We start from the raw sequence: 21,361 nt of genomic DNA, 5'->3' as shown, positions 1-21,361 counted from the left end.
CTGAGGGTCTGGCGGTCCGGGTTCGGGACGGGTTAGGTTCGCGGCGTCTGACATGAACACAGGGAGTGTGAATGCGCAAGGCGCTGAGATGGCTGTTGTCCCTCGTGCTGCTCATAGGCGCGGCGAGCACAGCCGGTGCGGCCACCGCCGCCGAACGTGACAGTGCGGACCACCAGACCGCCGGGGCCGCCACGGCCTCCCAGGACATCAAGGACCGCATCCTCGCCATCCCGGGGATGAGCCTGATCCAGGAGAAGCCGTACGCCGGTTACCGCTTCTTCGTCCTCAACTACACCCAGCCGATCGACCACCGCCACCCGTCCAAGGGCACCTTCCAGCAGCGGCTGACGCTGCTGCACAAGGACACCAGCCGGCCGACGGTCTTCTTCACCGGCGGCTACAACGTCTCCACCAACGCGAGCCGCAGCGAGCCGACGCAGATCGTGGACGGCAATCAAGTCTCGCTGGAGTACCGCTACTTCACCCCGTCCAGGCCGCAGCCCGCCGACTGGTCCAAGCTGGACATCTGGCAGGCCGCCAGCGACCAGCACCGGATCTTCGGCGCGCTGAAGAAGATCTACCGGGCGAACTGGCTCGCCACGGGCGGCTCGAAGGGCGGCATGACCGCCACGTACTACGAGCGCTACTACCCGCGCGACATGGACGGTGTCGTCGCCTACGTCGCGCCCAACGACGTGGTGAACAAGGAGGATTCGGCGTACGACCGGTTCTTCACCCAGGTCGGCACCAAGGAGTGCCGCGACAAGCTCGACGCCGTGCAGCGCGAGGCGCTGATCCGGCGGGGGCCGCTGGAGAAGCTGTACAAGGACTGGGCGGAGGCCAACGGCGCCACGTTCACCACCGTCGGCACGCTCGACAAGGCGTACGAGGCGGTCGTCCTCGACTTCGTCTGGGCGTTCTGGCAGTACAGCCTGGTGTCGGACTGCGCGGAGATCCCCGCCGCCACCGCGTCCGACCAGGAGATCTACGACATCGTCGACCAGATCTCCGGCTTCTCCGCCTACACGGACCAGGGTCTGGAGCAGTACACGCCGTACTACTACCAGGCGGGCACCCAGCTCGGCTCGCCCGACATCAAGCAGCCGTACCTGGGCAACCTGAGCCGCTACGGCTACCAGCCGCCGCGCAACTTCGTGCCGCGCGACATCCCGATGAAGTTCGACCCGCGGGTGATGCCGGACGTCGACAACTGGGTCCAGCACCACGCGGACCACATGCTGTTCGTGTACGGGCAGAACGACCCGTGGGGCTCCGAGCGCTTCCGGGTCGGCCACGGGGCGCGTGACAGCTACGTGTTCACGGCGCCCGGCGCCAACCACGGCGCGAACGTGGCGGGTCTGGTCGCCGACCAGAAGGCGAAGGCCACGGCCAGGATCCTCGACTGGGCGGGCGTCGCACCGGCGGCCGTGCGGCAGGACGAGGCGAAGGCGAAGCCGCTGGCGCGCTTCGACGCGAAGCTCGACGCGCGGAAGATCGAGCGGGAGCCGGCGCTGAGGCCGTAACTCACCGGTGCTGAGGGCGGGAGAGGAGTGCTCTCCCGCCCTCAGCCATGTCCGGGCCCTGGTCGGACAGGGCTAGTAGCCGAGCCCGTACCCGATGGGATACAGCTCCCGCGCCGGGTCGTCGGCGCGCTGTACGGGGACGGGCAGCCGGCCGCGCGGGCGCGCCTTGCCCGCGATCACCCGTGCGGCGGCGCGCAGTTCGACGTCCGTCCAGGCGTAGGCGGCGACCGAGGCCCGTACGTCCGGCAGTTGGGCGATGTCGTACGGATTGCGGATGGAGAGCGTGACCACCGGCACGCCGGTCGCGATCAGCGAACTGACCAGCGTGCGCTGCGAGCTGGTCGCCGAGACGTTGTACGTGGCGACGACGACCGCGTCCTTGCCTTCGGCAGCGGTGACCGCCGCGTCGATCTGCGCCGCCGTCGGGGCCGTCCCTGTGGACAGGGCTGTGGCGTCGAAGCCCAGCTCGGTCAGGGCGGCGGCGATGACCTTGGTCGGCGGTCCGTCCGAGAGCGAGGGCGAGGCCGGGTCGGCGCCGACGACCAGCACGTCGCGCTGTTTGCGGCGGCTCAGCGGCAGCAGCCCGTCCTTGTTGACGAGCAGCGTGGTGGTCCGCTCGGCGATCCGGTCGGCCGCCGCCAGATGGGCGCGGGTGCCGACGACCCGGTCCACCTCCCGCTCCGGGACGTACGGATCGTCGAACAGGCCGAGCCGGTCCTTGAGTTCGAAGATCCGCAGAACGGACTCCTCGACGCGCTCCTCGCTGATCTCGCCGCTCTTGACCGCCGCCAGCACGGAGTTGTAGGCGAGCGGGAAGTCCGGCGGGTTCAGCAACTGGTCGATGCCCGCCTTGACGGCGAGCACCGGCACCCGGTCGTCGCCGTACTTCTCCCGTACGCCCGCCATGTCGAGCGCGTCGGTGATCACCACACCGTCGTAGCCGAGCTGCTCGCGCAGCACACCGGTCACGATGGGGTGGGAGAGCGTCGCCGGGTCGCCGCTCGGGTCGAGGGCGGGGACGATGATGTGCGCCGTCATGATCGCCGTGATGCCGGCGTCGATCGCCGCCTTGAACGGCGGGGCGTCGATCTCCGTCCACTGCTCGACGGTGTGGTTGATGGTGGGGATGGCGAAGTGGCTGTCGTCCTTCGTGTCGCCGTGCCCCGGGAAGTGCTTGACCGTGGAGGCGATCCCGGCGCTCTGGTACCCGCTCACCTGCGCGGCGACCAGGCCGGCGACGGCCTGCGGGTCGGCGCCGAAGGAGCGTACGCCGATGACGGGGTTGGCCGGGTTGACGTTCACGTCGGCGTCCGGCGCGTAGTCCTGCCGGACGCCCATCGCCCGCAGCTCGGCCCCGGCGATCCGGCCCGCCGTACGGGCGTCGTCGTGCGAGCGCCCCGCCCCGTACGCCATCGCGCCCGGCAGCAGCGTGGCGGGCTTGCCGATGCGGCAGACGATCCCGTGCTCCTGGTCGGTGGCCACCAGCAGCGGCACGGGGGTCTTCTTGGCGAGCCCGGCCTTCTGGATGCCGTTGGAGAGCGCGGCGATCTGGTGCGGGTCGCGGGTGTTGTGCGCCCAGGCGAAGTAGATGATCCCGCCGACGTGGTACTTCTCGACCAGCTCGGCCGCCGTGCGCACGCCGATCTCGGTGAGGTTGGCGTCGATGTCGGCCTGGTCGGGAGCGGTCGCGGAGTGCCCGTACACCCGCATGACGAAGAGCTGCCCGACCTTCTCCTCCAGGCTCATCCGGTCGACGACACGGCGGAGACGGGCGCGAGCGCGCCCCCTGTCCCGCCCGCCGGGGTCCGCCACCGCGGACGTACTGACGACGCCTGTGGAGGCAACGGCTGCCGCCGCTACGGCGGTTGAGCTGAGGAGGGTGCGTCTGGAGATGTTCCGGTCGTGCACAGGTGCTCCTTCCGGCCGTGCGCTGTGAGGGGTGAAGGAAACTTTCAGGGGTTCACCGTTATCCAGAAAGTAACTACCAGTCAAGGGGTGCGCGGCTGAAAGGAGGAAGCGCGGGGCTCGCCACGACGGCGCCGGGCGGTGCTTTGCGCGGCGCCGTCGGGTGGTGTGCGTCCAGTGCTCGGCCGGGCGGGCGCCGCGCGCCGCACGCGGCCGTCAGGGGCGCAACCCCGCCCCGTACTCGCGGCCCGCGCGCAGCAGCGGCGGCAGCTCCGCCGCCTGGGGGTACCAGCGCTTCTCGTACTCCCAGCAGACCCAGGCGTCGTCGTCCAGCACCGCCAGGCACTCCGCCAGCGGCAGCACGCCCGCGCCCAGGGGCAGCGGGGTGGTGTCCTCGGCCGACGCGATGTCCTTCACCTGGACGTAGCCGAGGTACGGGCCGAGGGCGGCGTGGGTGACGGTGGGGGACTCGCCGCCCAGCCACGTGTGCATCAGGTCCCAGAGGACCCCGACCTGCGGGTGGCCCACCTGGCCCGCCACCCGGGCGGCCGCCGCGCCCGTGCGGTGCGAGTCGTGGGTCTCCAGCAGGATCCGCACGTCCAGGTCGGTCGCCAGCTCGGCCGCAGCGCCCAGGCGGCGGGCCGCGGCGGCGTCCGCCTCGGCGGGCTCCGCGTCGCCGCCGCCGGGGAAGACGCGGACGAAGGGCGCGCCCAGGTCCGCCGCGAGGTGCAGCAGGCCGTCCAGCTCGGCGCGCAGCGCCTCGTCGTCGGCGGCCGGGTCGGCGACCCGCGCGTATCCGGCGATCCCCAGGATCTCCACCCCCGCGCGTTTGAACGCGTCGGCCACGGCGGCCCGCTCCGCCTGCCCGATGCCGGGATGGACGGGCTCCTCGGGGTGGCCGCGCAGCTCGACGCCCTGGTAGCCGGCGGTGGTGGCCAGTTCCAGCACGTCCGCGACAGGCAGCCCCGGCACTCCCAGGGTGGAGAACGCGAACTTCACTTGACGTTCCTTTCCGAACGGCGAGGGGCCGCTTACACGTCGGCTCCGGTCTCACCTCTGCCCACTCAACGGGCGCGGACGCCTCACGCCCCCCGGGGCGGCGCCGTCGAAGCGCGCGCCATCAGCTCCGCCGAGATCGTCGCGATGCCGCCCGGCGGGGGTGTCTCCCGGCCCATCGCCAGCCGGCCCGCCCGCGCGCCCGCCTCGTACAGCGGCAGCCGTACGGTCGTGAGCGCCGGGACCGCGTCCACCGAGAACGGCAGATCGTCGAAGCCGGCGACGGAGACGTCCTGCGGGATGCGCAGCCCCTTGTCGCGTATGGCGGCGCAGGCGCCCAGCGCGACCGTGTCGTTGGCGGCGACCACGGCGGTCAGATCGGGGGCGCGGCGCAGCAGTTCCACCGTCGCCTCGTACCCGGAGCGCCGGGTGTAGGGGCCGTGGAAGGTCAGCAGGTCCTGGTCGGCCGTCAGGTCCTCGGGCACGTCCGCGGCTCGCAGCGCCTCGCGGTGGCCCTCAAGGCGGTGCCGGGTCGTGGTGCGCTCCTGCGGGCCCGCCACATAGCCGATCCTGCGGTGGCCGAGCGCGAGCAGATGCTCCGTCAGCCGCCGTCCGCCGCCCCGGTTGTCGAAGGCGAGCGAGGCCACGATCGCCTCGCTGTCCGGCAGCGGCGGCCTGCCGCACAGCACGACCGCCGTGCCCGCGTCGGCGAGCCTCGCCAGCTTCGCCGCCATCGCCGCGATGTGCGCCGGGTCCTCCAGCGCGCCGCCGGTGAGGATGACGGCCGCCGCGCGCTGGCGCTGGAGCAGGGTGAGATAGGTCAGTTCGCGCTCGGGCGAGCCGCCCGTGTTGCAGACGACGGCGAGCTTCTCGCCGCCCGCCCTGCCCCCGCTCTCCAGACCGCCGATCTCCGCCTGCGCCGCCCCCGCCATGATCCCGAAGAACGGGTCGGCGATGTCGTTGACGAGGATGCCCACCAGGTCGGAGGTGGCGGCGGCGAGCGAGCTCGCCGGGCCGTTCAGTACGTAGTCGAGGTCGTCCACCGCCCGCAGCACCCGGTCCCTGGTGGCGGCGGCGACGGGGTAGTTGCCGTTCAGCACGCGCGAGACGGTGGCGGGCGACACCCGGGCGCGGGCCGCCACATCCGCCAGGGTGACTGTCATCGCTGTTCCTCCGTCGGGGCTCGGTCCATGGGTGACACGGCGGATCGCGGTGGGGCTCTTGTCCCCGACCGTGATCGCAGGCTAGCTTCATACCCTATAGAAAGCGCTTGCTAGGGTCGTATGGAGGGAACTTCGTGACACGCAGGACAGTGCGGATCGCCATGAACGGCGTCACGGGGCGGATGGGATACCGGCAGCATCTGCTGCGGTCCGTCCTCGCGATCCGCGACCAGGGCGGACTGGACCTCGGGGACGGCGACGTCCTGTGGCCCGAGCCGGTCCTCGTCGGCCGCAGGGAGCACGCACTCAAGGAGATCGCCGCGCGGCACGGTCTGACCGAGTGGTCCACCGATCTGGACGCCGTCCTCGCCGACGGGACCGTCGAGATCTACTTCGACGCGCAGGTCACATCGGCCCGCGTCGAAGCCGTCAAGAAAGCGATCGCGGCGGGCAAGCACATCTACGCCGAGAAGCCGACGGCGACGGACCTCGAAGGCGCGCTCGACCTGGCACGCCTCGCGCGGAGCGCCGGCGTCAAGCACGGCGTCGTCCAGGACAAGATCTTCCTGCCGGGCCTGCTCAAGCTCAAGCGGCTCATCGACGGCGGGTTCTTCGGCCAGATCCTCTCCGTACGCGGCGAGTTCGGCTACTGGGTCTTCGAGGGCGACTGGCAGGAGTCGCAGCGCCCGTCCTGGAACTACCGCACGCAGGACGGCGGCGGCATCACCGTCGACATGTTCCCGCACTGGGAGTACGTGCTGCACGAGCTGTTCGGCCGGGTCACCACCGTCCAGGCGCACATCACGACCCACATCCCGCAGCGCTGGGACGAGCGGGGCAAGCCGTACGCGGCCACGGCCGACGACGCCGCCTACGGGATCTTCCAGCTCGCCGGGGGAGCCGTCGCCCAGATCAACTCCTCCTGGGCGGTGCGGGTCAACCGCGACGAACTCGTCGAGTTCCAGGTCGACGGGACGCACGGCTCGGCCGTCGCCGGGCTGCGCCGCTGCCGCGTACAGCACCGCAGCGCCACCCCCAAGCCGGTGTGGAACCCGGACCTGCCCGCGACCGAGCCGTTCAGGGACCAGTGGCAGGAGGTCCCGGACAACGCCGAGTTCGACAACGGGTTCAAGACGCAGTGGGAGCTGTTCCTGCGCCATGTCGCGCTCGACGAGCCGTTCCCCTGGGACCTGCTGGCAGGCGCGCGCGGGGTGCAGCTCGCCGAGCTGGGCCTGCGCTCGTCGGCGGAGGGCCGCCGCTTCGAGGTGCCGGAGCTGACGCTGTGACGCTCCGGCTGCCCGCACCCGGCGGCGCTGTCCGCAGCTACCAACCCCGCGCCGAACCGGCCCACTTCACCGCGGGCGGGCCGCCCCTGACGTCCCGTACGGTCTTCTCCGCCGCGCATGTCGTGGCCGACCCGTACGCCGACACCAGCCCCGACGGGGCGGCGGCCGTCGACTGGGACGCGACGCTCGCCTTCCGGCGCCATCTCTGGTCGCACGGCCTGGGCGTCGCCGAGGCGATGGACACCGCCCAGCGCGGTATGGGCCTGGACTGGGCGGGCGCAGCCGAGCTGATCCGCCGCTCGGCCGCCGAGGCGAAGGCCACCGGCGGCCGCGTCGCCTGCGGGGTCGGCACCGACCAACTCCCGCCGGGGGAGCACACCTTGGCGCGGGTGCGCGCCGCGTACGAGGAACAGCTCGCGCTCGTCGAGGAGACAGGATCGCAGGCCATCCTGATGGCCTCGCGGGCCCTCGCCGCCGCGGCGAAGAGCCCCGACGACTACCTCGCCATCTACGGGCAGTTGCTGCGCCAGGCGGCCGAACCCGTCGTCCTGCACTGGCTGGGACCGATGTTCGACCCCGCGCTCGCCGGCTACTGGGGCAGCACCGACCTGGACGCCGCGACCGAGACGTTCCTGCGGGTCATCGCCGAACACCCCGACAAGGTCGACGGGATCAAGGTCTCGCTGCTCGACGCGCGGCGCGAGGTCGAGCTGCGCCGCCGGCTGCCGGACGGGGTCCGCTGCTACACCGGCGACGACTTCAACTACCCCGAGCTGATCGCGGGGGACGAACGCGGCTTCAGCCACGCGCTGCTGGGCATCTTCGACCCGCTCGGACCGCTGGCCGCCGAAGCCGTACGCGTCCTGGACACGGGCGACAGCAAGGGCTTCCGCGAACTGCTCGACCCCACGGTCGAGTTGTCCCGGCATCTCTTCCAGCAGCCGACCCGCTACTACAAGACCGGGGTCGTCCTGCTCGCCTGGCTGGCCGGGCACCAGGACCACTTCACGATGGTCGGCGGGCTCCAGTCGGCGCGCTCGCTGCCCCATCTGGCACGTGCGTACGAACTGGCCGACGGGCTAGGGCTGTTCCCCGACCCGGCCCTGGCCGAGACCCGGATGGCGGCCCTGCTCGGGGTGTACGGGGTGGACCGGTGAGCGGCACGGTGAGCGAGCTGTCCGCCGAGGGCCTGGCCCGGTTCAGCATCAACCAGATGACGGTCAAGCAGCTTTCGCTGCCCGAGCTGACCGAGGCCTGCGTACGGCTCGGTGTGCCGGCCGTCGGCCTGTGGCGCGAGCCCGTCCAGGCGTACGGCGTCGAGGCCGCGGCCCAACTCGTGCGCGACGCCGGGCTCGTGGTCACCTCGCTGTGCCGGGGCGGCTTCCTCACCGCGACCGACCCCGGGCAGCGGTCGGCGGCGCTGGCCGACAACCGCGCGGCCGTGGACGAGGCCGCCGCGCTGGGCACCGACACGCTCGTCCTGGTGTCGGGCGGGCTGCCGCCCGGCAGCCGGGATCTGCCCGCGGCGCGGGAGCGGGTGGCCGAGGCGCTGGCCGAACTCGCCCCGCACGCGGGCGAACGCGGCGTACGGCTCGCGATCGAACCGCTGCACCCGATGTTCGCCTCCGACCGCTGTGTGGTCTCCACCCTGGACCAGGCGCTGGAGCTGGCGGAGCGCTTCCCGGCCGACCAGGTCGGCGTGGTCGTGGACACGTACCACCTCTGGTGGGACGACCGGGCGCCCGCCGCCGTGGCGCGGGCCGGGGCCGCCGGGCGGATCCACTCCTTCCAGCTCGCCGACTGGGTCACGCCGCTGCCCGCCGGGGTGCTGAACGGCCGCGGCCAGCTCGGCGAGGGGGCGGTCGACCTGCGGGCGTGGTGCGAGCGGGTGGACGCGACAGGCTACCGGGGGCTGATCGAGGTCGAGCTGTTCAACGACGAGCTGTGGGCGCGTGACGGCGTCGAACTGCTCACCGAGGTCGCGGCACGGTTCGTGGCGCACGCGCTGCGGCCGGGAGAGTAGCGCGGAAAGTAGTCGCGGGAAAATAACCGACGAAGTCGTGCAACCCTTCGGCAGGGACGCGTGTCGTACATGGCATCAGGGCTTCCGGGGAGGGATCTGGGGGGATTCGGGAAGTCCTGATGGGTGGGGGGAACACGTGGGGCCTGGTCCGCAAGGACCGGGCCCCTTGTTCGTTTATCCACAGGTGTCCAAAGGTATCCACAGGCCCGTCGCGTTGTCGGACGGCGGCGGTAGCGTCTGAATCATGCCCAACGCACCCGTGTCGCTCGCCGTTCTCGAAGCCGTTCTTGAGCGGATCACCTATGCCAACGAGGAGAACGGCTACACGGTCGCGCGGGTCGACACCGGCCGGGGCGGCGATCTGCTCACGGTCGTCGGCGCGCTGCTCGGTGCCCAGCCCGGTGAGTCGCTGCGGATGGAGGGCCGTTGGGGCTCGCACCCCCAGTTCGGCAAGCAGTTCACCGTCGAGAACTACACAACGATCCTTCCGGCGACGATCCAGGGCATCCGCCGCTATCTGGGCTCCGGCCTGATCAAGGGCATCGGGCCGGTCATGGCCGACCGGATCGTGGGCCATTTCGGGGTGGACACCCTGCGGATCATCGAGGAGGAGCCCAAGCGGCTCGTCGAGGTGCCGGGCCTCGGCCCCAAGCGGACGAAGATGATCGCCGTCGCCTGGGAGGAGCAGAAGGTCATCAAGGAAGTCATGATCTTCCTCCAGGGCGTCGGCGTCTCCACCTCGATCGCCGTGCGGATCTACAAGAAGTACGGCGACGCGTCGATCTCCGTCGTCAAGAGCGAGCCGTACCGCCTCGCGGCGGACGTCTGGGGCATCGGGTTCCTCACCGCCGACCGGATCGCACAGGCCGTCGGCATCCCGCACGACAGCCCGGAGCGGGTGAAGGCCGGCTTGCAGTACGCGCTGTCCCAGTCCAGCGACCAGGGGCACTGCTTCCTGCCCGAGGAGCAGTTGATCACGGACGCGGTGAAGCTCCTCCAGGTGGACACGGGCCTGGTCATCGAGTGCCTCGCCGAGTTGGCGGGGGAGGAGGAAGGCGTCGTCAGGGAGACGGTGCCGGGGCCCGACGGCGGCGAGCCGGTCACCGCCGTTTATCTGATCCCCTTCCACCGCGCCGAGCTGTCCCTCTCCGCCCAGTTGCGCAGGCTGCTGCGGACCGGGGACGACCGGATGCCGGCCTTCCGCGACGTGGCCTGGGACAAGGCGCTGAGCTGGCTCGCCGGGCGTACGGGCGCGAAGCTGGCGCCCGAGCAGGAGCAGGCGGTGCGGCTCGCGCTCACGGAGAAGGTGGCGGTGCTGACCGGCGGCCCCGGCTGCGGCAAATCCTTCACCGTCCGCTCGATCGTGGAGCTGGCGCGGGCCAAGAAGGCCAAGGTCGTGCTGGCGGCGCCGACCGGGCGGGCGGCCAAGCGGCTGGCGGAGCTGACCGGCGCCGAGGCGTCCACGGTGCACCGGCTGCTCGAACTGAAACCGGGCGGGGACGCGGCGTACGACAGGGACCGGCCGCTGGACGCCGATCTGGTGGTGGTCGACGAGGCGTCGATGCTGGATCTGCTGCTCGCCAACAAGCTGGTCAAGGCGGTGGCACCGGGTGCCCATCTGCTGCTGGTCGGCGATGTCGACCAGCTCCCCTCGGTGGGCGCGGGCGAGGTGCTGCGGGATCTGCTCGCCGAGGGCGGCCCGGTGCCCCGGGTGCGGCTCACCCGGATCTTCCGGCAGGCCCAGCAGTCGGGGGTGGTCACCAACGCGCACCGCATCAACTCGGGCGTGCCGCCGATCACCCAGGGCCTCGCGGACTTCTTCCTGTTCGTCGAGGACGAGACGGAGGACGCCGGCCGGGTCACGGTCGATGTGGCGGCCCGCCGCATTCCGGCCAAGTTCGGTCTCGATCCGCGCAGGGACGTGCAGGTGCTGGCGCCCATGCACCGGGGCCCGGCAGGGGCAGGCGCGCTCAACGGGCTGCTCCAGCAGGCCATCACGCCCGCCAGACCCGAGCTGCCGGAGAAGCGGCTGGGCGGCCGGGTCTTCCGCGTGGGGGACAAAGTGACCCAGATCAGGAACAATTATGAGAAAGGGGAGAACGGGATCTTCAACGGCACGGTCGGCGTGGTCACCTCGCTCAGCCTGGACGACCAGCGGCTGACGGTGCTGACGGACGAGGACGAGGAGGTGCCGTACGACTTCGACGAGCTGGACGAGCTGACGCACGCGTACGCGGTCACGATCCACCGCTCGCAGGGCAGCGAGTATCCGGCCGTGGTCATCCCGGTCACCAACAGCGCCTGGATGATGCTCCAGCGCAATCTGCTCTACACGGCGGTGACCCGGGCCAAGAAGCTGGTCGTGCTGGTGGGCTCGCGCAAGGCCCTGGGGCAGGCGGTGCGCACGGTCTCGGCAGGCAGGCGGTTCACCGCGGTGGATCACCGGCTGGCCGGCGCCGGATGAGCGTGCGAAACATCATCGGGGACTACCGGAACCAGGGCGAAGGGGGCAGGATGAACAGGTTGGCGGCACTCAGTGCCGCCAATAGGCCTAATGGTCGACCCCGAGTGCACTCTCCTGCGCCAAATGGGGGATGGTAGAGACAGTCAGGGCACCTCGAAGAAGAGGCACTACGTCGGTGAGGGATGACGTGAGCGAGAAACGCGACAACGACGCGGTAGTACTGCGGTACGGCGACGGCGAGTACACCTATCCGGTGATCAACAGCACCGTCGGCGACATGGGCTTCGACATCGGGAAGCTCCGATCGCAGACCGGTCTTGTGACGCTGGACAGCGGGTACGGCAATACCGCCGCCTACAAGTCCGGCATCACCTACCTCGACGGCGAGCAGGGCATCCTGCGATACCGCGGCTACCCGATCGAGCAGCTCGCCGAGGGGTCGAGCTTCGTCGAGGTGGCGTATCTGCTGATCAACGGCGAGCTGCCCACCGTGGACCAGCTCGCGTCGTTCAAGAACGAGATCACCCAGCACACGCTGCTGCACGAGGACGTCAAGCGGTTCTACGACGGCTTCCCGCGTGACGCGCATCCGATGGCGATGCTGTCGTCCGTGGTCAGCGCGCTGTCCACGTTCTACCAGGACAGCCACAACCCGTTCGACGAGCGGCAGCGCAACCTCTCCACGATCCGGCTGCTCGCCAAGCTGCCGACGATCGCGGCGTACGCGTACAAGAAGTCGATCGGTCACCCCTTCGTCTACCCGCGCAACGACCTCGGGTACGTCGAGAACTTCCTGCGGATGACCTTCTCGGTCCCCGCGCAGGAGTACGAGCCGGACCCGGTCGTCGTCTCCGCGCTGGACAAGCTGTTCATCCTGCACGCGGACCACGAGCAGAACTGTTCGACCTCCACCGTGCGGCTCGTCGGCTCCTCGCAGGCGAACATGTTCGCCTCGATCTCGGCCGGCATCAGCGCCCTGTGGGGCCCGCTGCACGGTGGCGCCAACGCGTCGGTGCTGGAGATGCTCGAAGGCATCCAGGCCGCCGGCGGCGACGTCGACTCCTTCATCCGCAAGGTGAAGAACAAGGAAGACGGCGTGAAGCTCATGGGCTTCGGGCACCGCGTCTACAAGAACTTCGACCCCCGGGCGAAGATCATCAAGGCGGCGGCGCACGACGTGCTGTCGGCGCTCGGCAAGACCGACGAGCTGCTCGACATCGCGCTCAAGCTCGAAGAGCACGCTCTGGCCGACGACTACTTCGTCGAGCGCAAGCTGTACCCGAACGTGGACTTCTACACGGGCCTCATCTACCGCGCGATGGGCTTCCCGACCGAGATGTTCACCGTGCTCTTCGCGATCGGCCGGCTGCCCGGCTGGATCGCCCAGTGGCACGAGATGATCAAGGAGCCGGGCTCACGTATCGGCCGTCCGCGGCAGATCTACACCGGCGAGGTCCTGCGCGACTTCGTGCCGGTCGAAGGCCGCTGACGACCCCGTACAACCCCGCCGCCTAAGCGAAAAGCGCCCCGCCGCCAATCCCCCCACGGGTTGACGAACGGGGCGCTTTCCATATCCCCGGAGCGGATTCCCCCCACGGGATCCGGGCCGGGCGCTGTGCGGATGACCACCTGCGGTCACCCGGGTGCGGTCGGACCGGGGTACGTACGCACGGGAGGGCCGCTCAAGCTCCCCGGTGCACGTGCCCCGGCCAATCGCTTGCCTGGGACGTCCCCCAAGACATCCCATGAACGTCCCCCAAGACGTTCTCTCTGGCATCGTCCTCTTAGACACGCCAGGTCCCTGAATGGTTACCCATAAATCTATGTGATCTAGATCTCTTTGTGAAGGACTTGTGCCCCCTGTGAAGGCGGCACGGCGGCAAAGAGTTGGTCAGGCGAGCCCGGCCAGCTCATACCCCGCCTCGTCCACGGCGGCCCGTACGGCTGCCTCGTCGGGTGCCGCCTTCGTGACGACGGTGACCCGGCCCGTCGCGGCCTCCGCCTGGACCGAGACCACGTCGGCGAGCGCCGAGATCTCCCCGCTGACGGCCCCCTCGCAGTGCCCGCAGCTCATGCCGGTGACCTGGTAGACGGTGGTGATGGTGCCGGTGGCCGGGGTGGTTCCGGCAGGTGCCTCGGCAGTCATGACAATCTCCTCTTCGGGGCCTTGCTGACAGAGTCGGGGGAAATGTTACCCCTAGGGGGTATGGGCTCGCGTCAGCGCCTGCCCCGGTTGCCCGGACGGTTGGCGACCCAGGTGCGGACGGTGTCCGCGTACCAGTAGGGCTTGCCGTTCTCCACATGGTCGGGGGGTGGGAGCAGCCCGTGCTTGCGGTACGAGCGGACGGTGTCCGGCTGTACGGAGATGTGCGCCGCGATGTCCTTGTACGACCAGAGCCGCTTGTCCGTCATGAATGGCACCTCTCGCTGATGATCAACCCAGCCTGTGCCCAATCAGGCACGCAGAGTAATGGCGTGAGGGCTCTTGTCGCCCGGTCGCAACGCGATACCCGCGTAACGGAGACATGTGTGACAGAACATCAACAATGGTGACACGCACGGCACATGGGGCGGTGGGGCGGTGTGCCGTCAGGCGCCGCAGCTCCGCAGGAAGCGGCGGGTGCGCTCGGCGATCGGGAACGGCCTGTCCGGCGGGCACGGGTACATGTCCTGCTCGACGATGGCGAACAGGTCGACGCCGAGCCCCTCGGCCGCGGTCAGGACGGGCCCGAGCGCGGGGATCCCGGCCGGCGGCTCGCACATCACCCCGCGGGCCACGGCGGGGCCGAACGGCACCTCGTTCGCGACGACTTCCGCGAGAATCCGCGGATCCACCTGCTTGAGGTGCAGATAGCCGATCCGCTCCCCGTACGTCTCGATCAGCCGGACGCTGTCGCCGCCGCAGTACGCGTAGTGCCCGGTGTCCAGGCACAGCGACACCAGCTCCGGATCGGTCGCGTCGAGGAACCGCGCGACGTTCTCCTCGGTGTCGACATGGGTGTCCGCGTGCGGATGGACGACGATCCGCAGTCCGTAGCGCTCCCGCACCTCGCGGCCGAGCCGCTCGGTCCCCTCGGTCAGATCGCGCCACTGCGCGGCCGTGAGCGTGCGCTCCTCCAGCACCTGCCCTGTCTTGTCGTCGCGCCAGAAGGACGGGATCACCACCAGGTGCTCGGCGCCCGTCGCGCGGGTCAGCTCGGCGATGTCGGCGACATGGGCCCAGGTCTTCTCCCAGACGGCGGGGCCGTGGTGCAGCCCGGTGAAGACCGTGCCCGCCGACACCTTCAGCCCGCGCTTGCCGGTCTCCTCGCGCAGCCGGTCGGGGTCGCTGGGCAGGTAGCCGTACGGGCCGAGCTCGATCCACTCGTAACCGGCTTCGGCGACCTCGTCCAGGAAGCGCTGCCAGGGGACCTGCTGGGGGTCGTCGGGAAACCACACCCCCCACGAGTCGGGTGCCGACCCGACGCGGATGCGGTTCAGTGCGGGTGAGGAAGAGGTCATACCGGTCAGCTTTCCGGCCGTGAGGAAAAGGTGTCAAGGGTTCGTCCGAATGTCAGGACAAACTGTTGACAGCACTGGTGGCCGGGGCATTAGATCGGGGGCATCGGTCGCGCCGTCGAGCTGAAGGGACGCCCATGTCCGCACCGTACGACGTGATCACGATGGGCCGGATCGGGGTGGACCTCTACCCGTTGCGGACCGGGGTCCCGCTGGCCCAGGTGGACAGGTTCGGGAAGTTCCTCGGCGGCTCGGCGACCAATGTCGCGGTCGCCGCCGCCCGGCTGGGCCGCCGCGTCGCCGTCGTCACCCGGACCGGGCAGGACCCCTTCGGCGACTACCTCCACCAGGAGCTGCGCGGGTTCGGGGTCGACGACCGCTGGGTGACGGCGGTCGACAAGTACCCGACCCCGGTGACCTTCTGCGAGATCTTCCCGCCGGACAACTTCCCGCTGTACTTCTACCGGCAGCCGAAGGCCCCCGATCTGGAGATCCACCCGGACGAGCTGGATCTCGACGCCATCAGGGCGAGCAGGATCTTCTGGATGACCGGCACCGGACTCTGCGCCGAACCCAGCCGCTCGGCGACGCTCGCCGCCCTTGAGGCGCGCGACAAGTCCGGGACGACGGTCTTCGACCTCGACTGGCGGCCCATGTTCTGGCCCGAGGGCGCCGACGCCCGCGAGGTGTACGGGGCCGCCCTGCGCCATGCCACCGTCGCCGTCGGCAATCTCGACGAGTGCGAGATCGCCGTGGGCGAGCGCGAACCCCACGCCGCCGCACGGGCGCTGCTCGCCGCCGGTGTCGAACTCGCCGTCGTCAAACAAGGACCCAAGGGCGTGCTCGCCGTCCACCGCGACGGAGCCGTGGCCGAACTCCCGCCCGTCCCCGTCGATGTCGTCAACGGACTCGGCGCCGGTGACGCGTTCGGCGGCGCGCTCTGCCACGGCCTGCTGTCCGGCTGGGACCTGGCGCGCACCATCAGCTACGCGAACGCCGCGGGCGCCATCGTCGCCGCCCGACTCGCCTGCTCGTCGGCGATGCCGTACGACAGCGAGGTCGCCCACGTACTCGCCGGCGGCCCGGTCCCCGACCAGGGCCCCCTGCCCACCCCCGGAGCCGCTTCGTGACCCGCGTCGATGTGTCCGAGATCGTCCGCCTGCGCGCGCACCGCCCGGAAGCCGTCGCCGAGGCGGCCGCCCGGCGCGCGCGCCGGCCGCTGCTGCGCCCGCCGGGCCGGCTGATGATCATCGCGGCCGACCACCCCGCGCGTGGCGCGCTCGGCGTCGGCGACCGGCGGCTCGCCATGGCCAACCGCGCCGACCTGCTGGAGCGGCTCTGCCTCGCCCTCTCACGTCCCGGTGTGGACGGGGTGCTCGGCAGCGCCGACATCCTGGACGACCTGCTCCTGATAGGCGCGCTGGACGACCGTGTGGTCATCGGCTCGATGAACCGCGGCGGACTGGCCGGCGCCGCCTTCGAACTGGACGACCGCTTCACCGGACACCGCCCCGAGGACATCGCGGGGCACGGCTTCGACGCGGGCAAGATGCTGCTGCGCATCGACTACGACGACCCGGGCTCCCTCGACACGATCCACTCGGCCGCGCGCGCCATCGACGCCATGGCCGAGCGCCGGCTGCCCGTCTTTGTCGAGCCGTTCGTCTGCCGCCGGGTGGACGGCCGGCTCCGCACCGATCTGAGCGCCGACGCGGTGACCCGCTCGATCGCCATCGCATCGGGTCTCGCCGGCAGCTCCGCGTACACCTGGCTGAAGGTTCCCGTTACCGAGGACCCCGACGATATGGCCCGGGTCATGGAGACCTCGACGCTGCCGGCCGTCCTGCTGGGCGGTGAGATCGGCGGCGACCAGGAGGGCGCGTACGAGAAATGGCGCAAGGCCCTGCGGCTGCCCACGGTGCAGGGTCTGGTGGTGGGGCGCTCGCTGCTCTACCCGGCCGACGGGGACGTGGCGGCGGCCGTCGACACGGCCGTAGGACTGCTCTGACGGTCATGGAGGGTATGGAGGGTAGGGAGACGGACATGACGAGCGAGCAGAACACGGCGGGGCTGTACGTACCGGCCGGCAGCGCCGCGAAGGGGCCGTACGTGCTCGACGTCGGCCCCGAGCGGGCCGGCTGGACCCACAGCGCGCTGCGCGTCGTGGAGCTGGCGCCCGGCGCCGGCCATGCCTTCGCCACCGGAGACAGCGAATGGATCGTCATTCCGCTGAACGGCGGTTGTACGGTGCGTACCGAGGGTGAGGTCATGGAACTGCTGGGCAGAGAAAGCGTGTTCAGCGGCGTCACGGACTTCGCCTACGTACCGCGCGACGCCGATGCCCAGATCTCCTCCGATGCGGGAGGCCGCTTCGCCCTGGCAGGAGCGAAGTGCGAGCGACGACTCCCCGCTCGCTACGGCCCCGCATCGGAGGTTCCGGTCGAGCTGCGCGGCGCGGGCGGCTGCTCGCGCCAGGTCAACAACTTCGCGGCGGCCGGGGTCTTCGACTGCGACCGGCTCATCGCCGTCGAGGTGCTGACCCCCGGCGGCAACTGGTCGTCGTACCCGCCGCACAAGCACGACGAACCGCTCCCCGGCGCCGAGTCGGTGCTGGAGGAGATCTACTACTTCGAGATCGACCCGGGCGCGCACGGCGCCGGGTCCGCGCTCGGCTACCACCGCGTCTCCCCCTCGCGGCCCGGCGGCAGCGACGTACTGGCCGAGGTGCGCGGCGGTGACACGGTGCTCATCCCGGACGGCTGGCACGGCCCGTCCGTCGCCGCGCCGGGACACGACATGTACTACCTGAACGTGATGGCGGGTCCCGGCGCGACCAGGGAGTGGCTGATCAGCGACCACCCCGACCACGGCTGGATCCGGGACACCTGGCCCGGCCAGGACGTCGACCCGCGGCTGCCGCTGTACACGGCGCCGCGGCGCAACCCAGCGGAGGCAACGTCATGACCACCGCCAACGGCCCGCGCCCCGCCAACGGCCCGCGCACCGGCGCCGCACCGGGCGCCGACGGCGGCGCACCGGGCACCGGCACCCGCCGGCTGACCGTCGCGCAGGCGCTGATCACCTTCCTCTCCCGCCAGTACACGGAGCGGGACGGCCGCAGGCAGCGGCTGATCAACGCCACCTGGGGCATCTTCGGCCACGGCAATGTGGCGGGCATCGGACAGGCGCTTGTCGAGTCAGGTGCCGATATGCGGTACTTGCAGGGACGCAACGAACAAGCCATGGTCCATGCCGCCGTCGGTTACGCCCGGCAGAGCAACCGCCTCTCCGCCCATGCCGTGACCACCTCCATCGGCCCCGGCGCCACCAACCTCGTCACCGGCGCCGCCCTCGCCACCATCAACCGGCTGCCCGTGCTGCTGCTGCCCGGCGACACCTTCGCCACCCGCCCCGCCGAGCCGGTGCTCCAGCAGCTCGAAGACCCGTCCCAGGGCGACGTCTCCGTCAACGACGCGCTGCGGCCCGTCTCCCGCTACTTCGACCGGGTCTCCCGGCCCGAGGCGCTGATCCCGGCGGCGCTCGCCGCGATGCGGGTGCTCAGCGACCCGGCCGAGACCGGCGCCGTCACGCTCGCGCTGCCGCAGGACGTGCAGGCGGAGGCGTACGACTGGCCGGAGGCGTTCTTCGCCGAGCGGATCTGGCGGGTCCGCCGCCAGGCGCCCGACCCGGCCGAACTGGACGCGGCCCTCGCGCTCGTACGGCAGTCCCGGCGCCCGCTGCTCGTCGCCGGCGGCGGTGTCCACCACAGCGCCGCCGAGGACGCGCTCGCCGCGTTCGCGGACGCGACGGGCATCCCCGTCGCCGCCACCCAGGCGGGCAAGGGCGCGCTGCGCCACGACCACCCCGCCGACATCGGCGGCATCGGCCACACCGGCACCGCCACCGCCGACGAACTGGCCCGCACCGCCGACCTGGTGATCGGCGTCGGCACCCGCTGGTCGGACTTCTCCACCGCTTCGGCCACCCTCTTCGCCAACCCGGCCGTCCGGTTCCTCAACGTCAACGTGACGAGTTTCGACGCGCACAAGCTCGCCGCCCACCCGCTCGTCGCCGACGCGCGCACCGCGCTGGAGCAGCTCACCGCCGGGCTCGGTGGCGAGACCTCGTACGCCGTCGATGCCTCCTACGTCGCCGAGTACAGCGAGGACAAGGAGTGGTGGGAGGAGCGGGTCGACGCGGCGCTGGCCGCCGACGAGGACCTGCTGCGCCCCACCCAGTCGCAGATCCTCGGCGTGCTCGACGAACTCGTCACCGACGAGGACATCCTCATCAACGCGGCCGGCTCGCTCCCCGGCGATCTGCACAAGCTGTGGCGGACCCGCTCCCGCGACCAGTACCACGTCGAGTACGGCTACTCCTGCATGGGGTACGAGATTCCGGCGGCCATCGGCGTCCAGCTCGCCGCGCCCGGCAGGCCCGTCTGGGCGCTGGTCGGCGACGGCACGTATCTGATGAACCCGACCGAGATCGTGACCGCCGTCCAGGAGCGGCTGCCGCTGAAGGTCGTGATCATCCAGAACCACGGGTACGCCTCCATCGGCGGTCTCTCCGCCTCGGTCGGCGCCGAGTCCTTCGGCACCGCCTACCGCTTCCGGGCCGACGACGGCACCTACACCGGGGCCCCGCTGCCGGTGGATCTCGCGGCCAACGCCGCGTCCCTCGGGATGCGGGTGATCCGCGCCAAGACCATTCGCGACCTGCGGGAAGCCCTCGCCGAAGCGCGGGCCGCCGACGGCCCCACATGTGTCTATGTGGAGACCGAAACCGCAGACACTGTGTCCGGGGTGCCGCCGGCCCAGGCGTGGTGGGATGTCCCCGTGGCCGAGACCGCGACGCGCCCGGCGGCGGTCGAGGCCCGCGAGGTGTACGACAGGCATGTCGCAGCCCGGCGCCGTCATCTGTGAAGGAGCAACGCATGAAGAGCGTCAACCACTGGATCGGTGGCAAGACCGTCGAGGGTGCTTCGGGCAACTGGGGACCCGTCACCGACCCGGCGACCGGCGCCGTCACCACCCAGGTGGCGCTGGCGTCCACCGAGGAGGTGGACGCGGCCGTGGCGGCGGCGAAGGCCGCGTACGCGACCTGGGGCACCTCGTCCCTCTCCGCGCGCACCAGCGTGCTGTTCCGCTACCGCGCGCTGCTCGACGAGCACCGCGACGAGATCGCGGCACTGATCACGGCCGAGCACGGCAAGGTGCACTCGGACGCGCTCGGCGAGGTCGCCCGCGGCCTGGAGATCGTCGAACTGGCCTGCGGGATCACCACCCAGCTCAAGGGCGAGCTGTCCACCCAGGTCTCCAGCCGGGTCGACGTGGCGTCCATCCGCCAGTCGCTGGGCGTCGTCGCCGGTATCACCCCCTTCAACTTCCCGGCCATGGTGCCGATGTGGATGTTCCCGCTGGCCGTCGCCTGCGGGAACACCTTCGTGCTCAAGCCGAGCGAGAAGGACCCCTCGGCCGCCAACCTGCTCGCGGAGCTGGCCTCCGAGGCCGGACTGCCGGACGGCGTGCTCAACGTGCTGCACGGCGACAAGGTCGCCGTCGACGCGCTGCTCGCCCACCCGGACGTGGCCGCCGTCTCCTTCGTCGGCTCCACACCGATCGCCCGGCACATCCACGCCACCGCCTCCGCCAACGGCAAGCGCGTCCAGGCACTCGGCGGCGCCAAGAACCACATGCTGGTCCTGCCGGACGCCGACATCGACGCCGCCGCCGACGCCGCCGTCTCCGCCGCCTACGGCTCCGCCGGGGAGCGCTGCATGGCGATCTCCGCCGTCGTCGCCGTCGGCGCGATCGGCGACGAACTCGTCGCCAAGATCCGCGAGCGCGCCGAGAAGATCACCATCGGCCCCGGCACCGACCCGGCCTCCGAGATGGGCCCGCTCATCACCAAGGCCCACCGCGACAAGGTCGCCTCGTACGTGACCGGCGCCGCAGCCCAGGGCGCCGAGGTCGTCCTGGACGGCACGGGCCACACCGTCGAGGGGTTCGAGGACGGCCACTGGATCGGCCTTTCGCTGCTCGACAAGGTCTCCACCGACTCGGACGCCTACCGCGACGAGATCTTCGGCCCGGTCCTGGTCGTGCTGCGCGCGGCGACGTACGAAGAGGGCATCGCCCTGATCAACGCCTCGCCCTACGGCAACGGCACCGCGATCTTCACCCGCGACGGCGGCGCGGCCCGCCGCTTCCAACTGGAGGTCGAGGCGGGCATGGTCGGCGTGAACGTGCCGATCCCGGTCCCCGTCGGCTACCACTCCTTCGGTGGCTGGAAGGACTCCCTCTTCGGCGACCACCACATCTACGGCAACGACGGCGTGCACTTCTACACCCGGGGCAAGGTCGTCACGACCCGCTGGCCCGACCCGTCCGAAGCCCCCGCCGGCGTCGACCTCGGCTTCCCCCGCAACCACTGAGCCGCCGCTCAGTCTCCGCCGCTCAGCCTCCACCGCCGTACCGCAGTTGGTGTACGGCGGGGCGCGG

At 71.0% G+C, this 21,361-nt stretch carries 17 protein-coding genes; 11 read left to right on the top strand and 6 right to left on the bottom strand.

Features of this window, described 5'->3' with window-relative positions; genetic code table 11:
* The first annotated feature begins 71 nt into the window (after positions 1-71).
* Entirely contained in the window at positions 72-1,523 is a 1,452-nt protein-coding gene (locus tag ACZ63I_RS15365) for a S28 family serine protease (RefSeq protein WP_469338886.1), read from the top strand.
* A gap of 72 nt (positions 1,524-1,595) precedes the next feature.
* On the opposite strand, the gene ACZ63I_RS15360 is transcribed toward ACZ63I_RS15365, so the two are convergent.
* From ACZ63I_RS15360 to ACZ63I_RS15350, 3 genes are all read right to left on the bottom strand, one after another.
* Positions 1,596-3,269, bottom strand: coding sequence for a glycoside hydrolase family 3 protein (locus tag ACZ63I_RS15360; protein ID WP_469338885.1), 1,674 nt, complete (start codon positions 3,267-3,269; stop codon positions 1,596-1,598).
* 375 nt (positions 3,270-3,644) lie between these two features.
* Positions 3,645-4,427, bottom strand: coding sequence for a sugar phosphate isomerase/epimerase family protein (locus ACZ63I_RS15355; RefSeq protein WP_469338884.1), 783 nt, complete (start codon positions 4,425-4,427; stop codon positions 3,645-3,647).
* Positions 4,428-4,510: 83 nt separating this feature from the next.
* Positions 4,511-5,587 (bottom strand): LacI family DNA-binding transcriptional regulator, encoded by a 1,077-nt coding sequence (locus ACZ63I_RS15350; protein ID WP_469338883.1) that lies wholly within the window; start codon positions 5,585-5,587, stop codon positions 4,511-4,513.
* 134 nt (positions 5,588-5,721) lie between these two features.
* Here ACZ63I_RS15350 and ACZ63I_RS15345 point away from each other — a divergent pair, with 134 nt between their 5' ends.
* The 5 genes from ACZ63I_RS15345 (at position 5,722) to ACZ63I_RS15325 (ending at position 12,849) form a co-directional block, all read left to right on the top strand.
* On the top strand, positions 5,722-6,873 hold the full coding sequence (locus tag ACZ63I_RS15345) for a Gfo/Idh/MocA family protein (RefSeq protein ID WP_469338881.1): 1,152 nt from the start codon (positions 5,722-5,724) through the stop codon (positions 6,871-6,873).
* On the top strand, positions 6,870-8,030 hold the full coding sequence (locus ACZ63I_RS15340; RefSeq protein ID WP_469338880.1) for a dihydrodipicolinate synthase family protein: 1,161 nt from the start codon (positions 6,870-6,872) through the stop codon (positions 8,028-8,030). Before ACZ63I_RS15345 ends, ACZ63I_RS15340 begins: the two co-directional genes overlap by 4 nt.
* Positions 8,031-8,086: 56 nt before the next feature.
* Complete coding sequence (locus ACZ63I_RS15335) at positions 8,087-8,896, top strand: sugar phosphate isomerase/epimerase family protein (RefSeq protein ID WP_469339244.1); 810 nt, start codon at positions 8,087-8,089, stop codon at positions 8,894-8,896.
* A 244-nt stretch (positions 8,897-9,140) separates the two neighbouring features.
* Entirely contained in the window at positions 9,141-11,360 is a 2,220-nt protein-coding gene (gene recD2, locus ACZ63I_RS15330) for an SF1B family DNA helicase RecD2 (protein WP_469338878.1), read from the top strand.
* Between the two features lie 175 nt (positions 11,361-11,535).
* The gene (locus tag ACZ63I_RS15325) at positions 11,536-12,849 is read left to right on the top strand and encodes a citrate synthase (protein WP_469338877.1); all 1,314 of its coding nucleotides are present in this window, start codon (positions 11,536-11,538) and stop codon (positions 12,847-12,849) included.
* A gap of 402 nt (positions 12,850-13,251) precedes the next feature.
* Here ACZ63I_RS15325 and ACZ63I_RS15320 read toward each other — a convergent pair whose 3' ends face one another.
* From ACZ63I_RS15320 to ACZ63I_RS15310, 3 genes are all read right to left on the bottom strand, one after another.
* Positions 13,252-13,506, bottom strand: a complete 255-nt coding sequence (locus ACZ63I_RS15320; RefSeq protein WP_469338876.1) for a heavy-metal-associated domain-containing protein — start codon at positions 13,504-13,506, stop codon at positions 13,252-13,254.
* 71 nt (positions 13,507-13,577) lie between these two features.
* The gene (locus ACZ63I_RS15315) at positions 13,578-13,772 is read right to left on the bottom strand and encodes a helix-turn-helix transcriptional regulator (protein WP_469338874.1); all 195 of its coding nucleotides are present in this window, start codon (positions 13,770-13,772) and stop codon (positions 13,578-13,580) included.
* A gap of 177 nt (positions 13,773-13,949) precedes the next feature.
* Positions 13,950-14,861, bottom strand: a complete 912-nt coding sequence (locus ACZ63I_RS15310) for a sugar phosphate isomerase/epimerase family protein (RefSeq protein ID WP_469338873.1) — start codon at positions 14,859-14,861, stop codon at positions 13,950-13,952.
* A 134-nt stretch (positions 14,862-14,995) separates the two neighbouring features.
* Here ACZ63I_RS15310 and iolC point away from each other — a divergent pair, with 134 nt between their 5' ends.
* The 5 genes from iolC to ACZ63I_RS15285 are packed head-to-tail and all read left to right on the top strand — an operon-like array spanning position 14,996 to position 21,294.
* Positions 14,996-15,988 (top strand): 5-dehydro-2-deoxygluconokinase, encoded by a 993-nt coding sequence (gene iolC, locus ACZ63I_RS15305; protein WP_469338872.1) that lies wholly within the window; start codon positions 14,996-14,998, stop codon positions 15,986-15,988.
* Positions 15,985-16,866, top strand: a complete 882-nt coding sequence (locus ACZ63I_RS15300; protein WP_469338870.1) for a Cgl0159 family (beta/alpha)8-fold protein — start codon at positions 15,985-15,987, stop codon at positions 16,864-16,866. Before iolC ends, ACZ63I_RS15300 begins: the two co-directional genes overlap by 4 nt.
* 35 nt (positions 16,867-16,901) lie before the next feature.
* Complete coding sequence (gene iolB / locus ACZ63I_RS15295) at positions 16,902-17,822, top strand: 5-deoxy-glucuronate isomerase (protein ID WP_469338869.1); 921 nt, start codon at positions 16,902-16,904, stop codon at positions 17,820-17,822.
* On the top strand, positions 17,819-19,783 hold the full coding sequence (gene iolD, locus ACZ63I_RS15290) for a 3D-(3,5/4)-trihydroxycyclohexane-1,2-dione acylhydrolase (decyclizing) (protein WP_469338867.1): 1,965 nt from the start codon (positions 17,819-17,821) through the stop codon (positions 19,781-19,783). The genes iolB and iolD overlap by 4 nt, the downstream gene beginning before the upstream one ends.
* An 11-nt stretch (positions 19,784-19,794) precedes the next feature.
* A complete protein-coding gene (locus ACZ63I_RS15285) occupies positions 19,795-21,294 on the top strand; it encodes a CoA-acylating methylmalonate-semialdehyde dehydrogenase (protein WP_469338865.1) in 1,500 nt (499 codons plus the stop codon).
* Positions 21,295-21,361 lie beyond the last annotated feature (67 nt).

It is taken from the genome of Streptomyces sp. NPDC087906 (assembly GCF_055584925.1).
The sequence above is the reverse complement of the archived record's forward strand: the minus strand, read 5'-3'. Positions and strand labels throughout refer to the sequence as shown.

What these genes read in the sequence shown, in the direction of transcription:
- ACZ63I_RS15350 (WP_469338883.1), bottom strand. Translation starts at nt 5,587, where the DNA reads ATGACAGTCACCCTGGCGGATGTGGCGGCCCGCGCCCGGGTGTCGCCC.
- recD2 (WP_469338878.1), top strand. Translation starts at nt 9,141, where the DNA reads ATGCCCAACGCACCCGTGTCGCTCGCCGTTCTCGAAGCCGTTCTTGAG.
- iolD (WP_469338867.1), top strand. Translation starts at nt 17,819, where the DNA reads ATGACCACCGCCAACGGCCCGCGCCCCGCCAACGGCCCGCGCACCGGC.
- ACZ63I_RS15365 (WP_469338886.1), top strand. Translation starts at nt 72, where the DNA reads ATGCGCAAGGCGCTGAGATGGCTGTTGTCCCTCGTGCTGCTCATAGGC.
- iolC (WP_469338872.1), top strand. Translation starts at nt 14,996, where the DNA reads ATGTCCGCACCGTACGACGTGATCACGATGGGCCGGATCGGGGTGGAC.
- ACZ63I_RS15360 (WP_469338885.1), bottom strand. Translation starts at nt 3,269, where the DNA reads ATGAGCCTGGAGGAGAAGGTCGGGCAGCTCTTCGTCATGCGGGTGTAC.
- ACZ63I_RS15285 (WP_469338865.1), top strand. Translation starts at nt 19,795, where the DNA reads ATGAAGAGCGTCAACCACTGGATCGGTGGCAAGACCGTCGAGGGTGCT.
- iolB (WP_469338869.1), top strand. Translation starts at nt 16,902, where the DNA reads ATGACGAGCGAGCAGAACACGGCGGGGCTGTACGTACCGGCCGGCAGC.
- ACZ63I_RS15335 (WP_469339244.1), top strand. Translation starts at nt 8,087, where the DNA reads ATGACGGTCAAGCAGCTTTCGCTGCCCGAGCTGACCGAGGCCTGCGTA.
- ACZ63I_RS15315 (WP_469338874.1), bottom strand. Translation starts at nt 13,772, where the DNA reads ATGACGGACAAGCGGCTCTGGTCGTACAAGGACATCGCGGCGCACATC.
- ACZ63I_RS15320 (WP_469338876.1), bottom strand. Translation starts at nt 13,506, where the DNA reads ATGACTGCCGAGGCACCTGCCGGAACCACCCCGGCCACCGGCACCATC.
- ACZ63I_RS15310 (WP_469338873.1), bottom strand. Translation starts at nt 14,861, where the DNA reads ATGACCTCTTCCTCACCCGCACTGAACCGCATCCGCGTCGGGTCGGCA.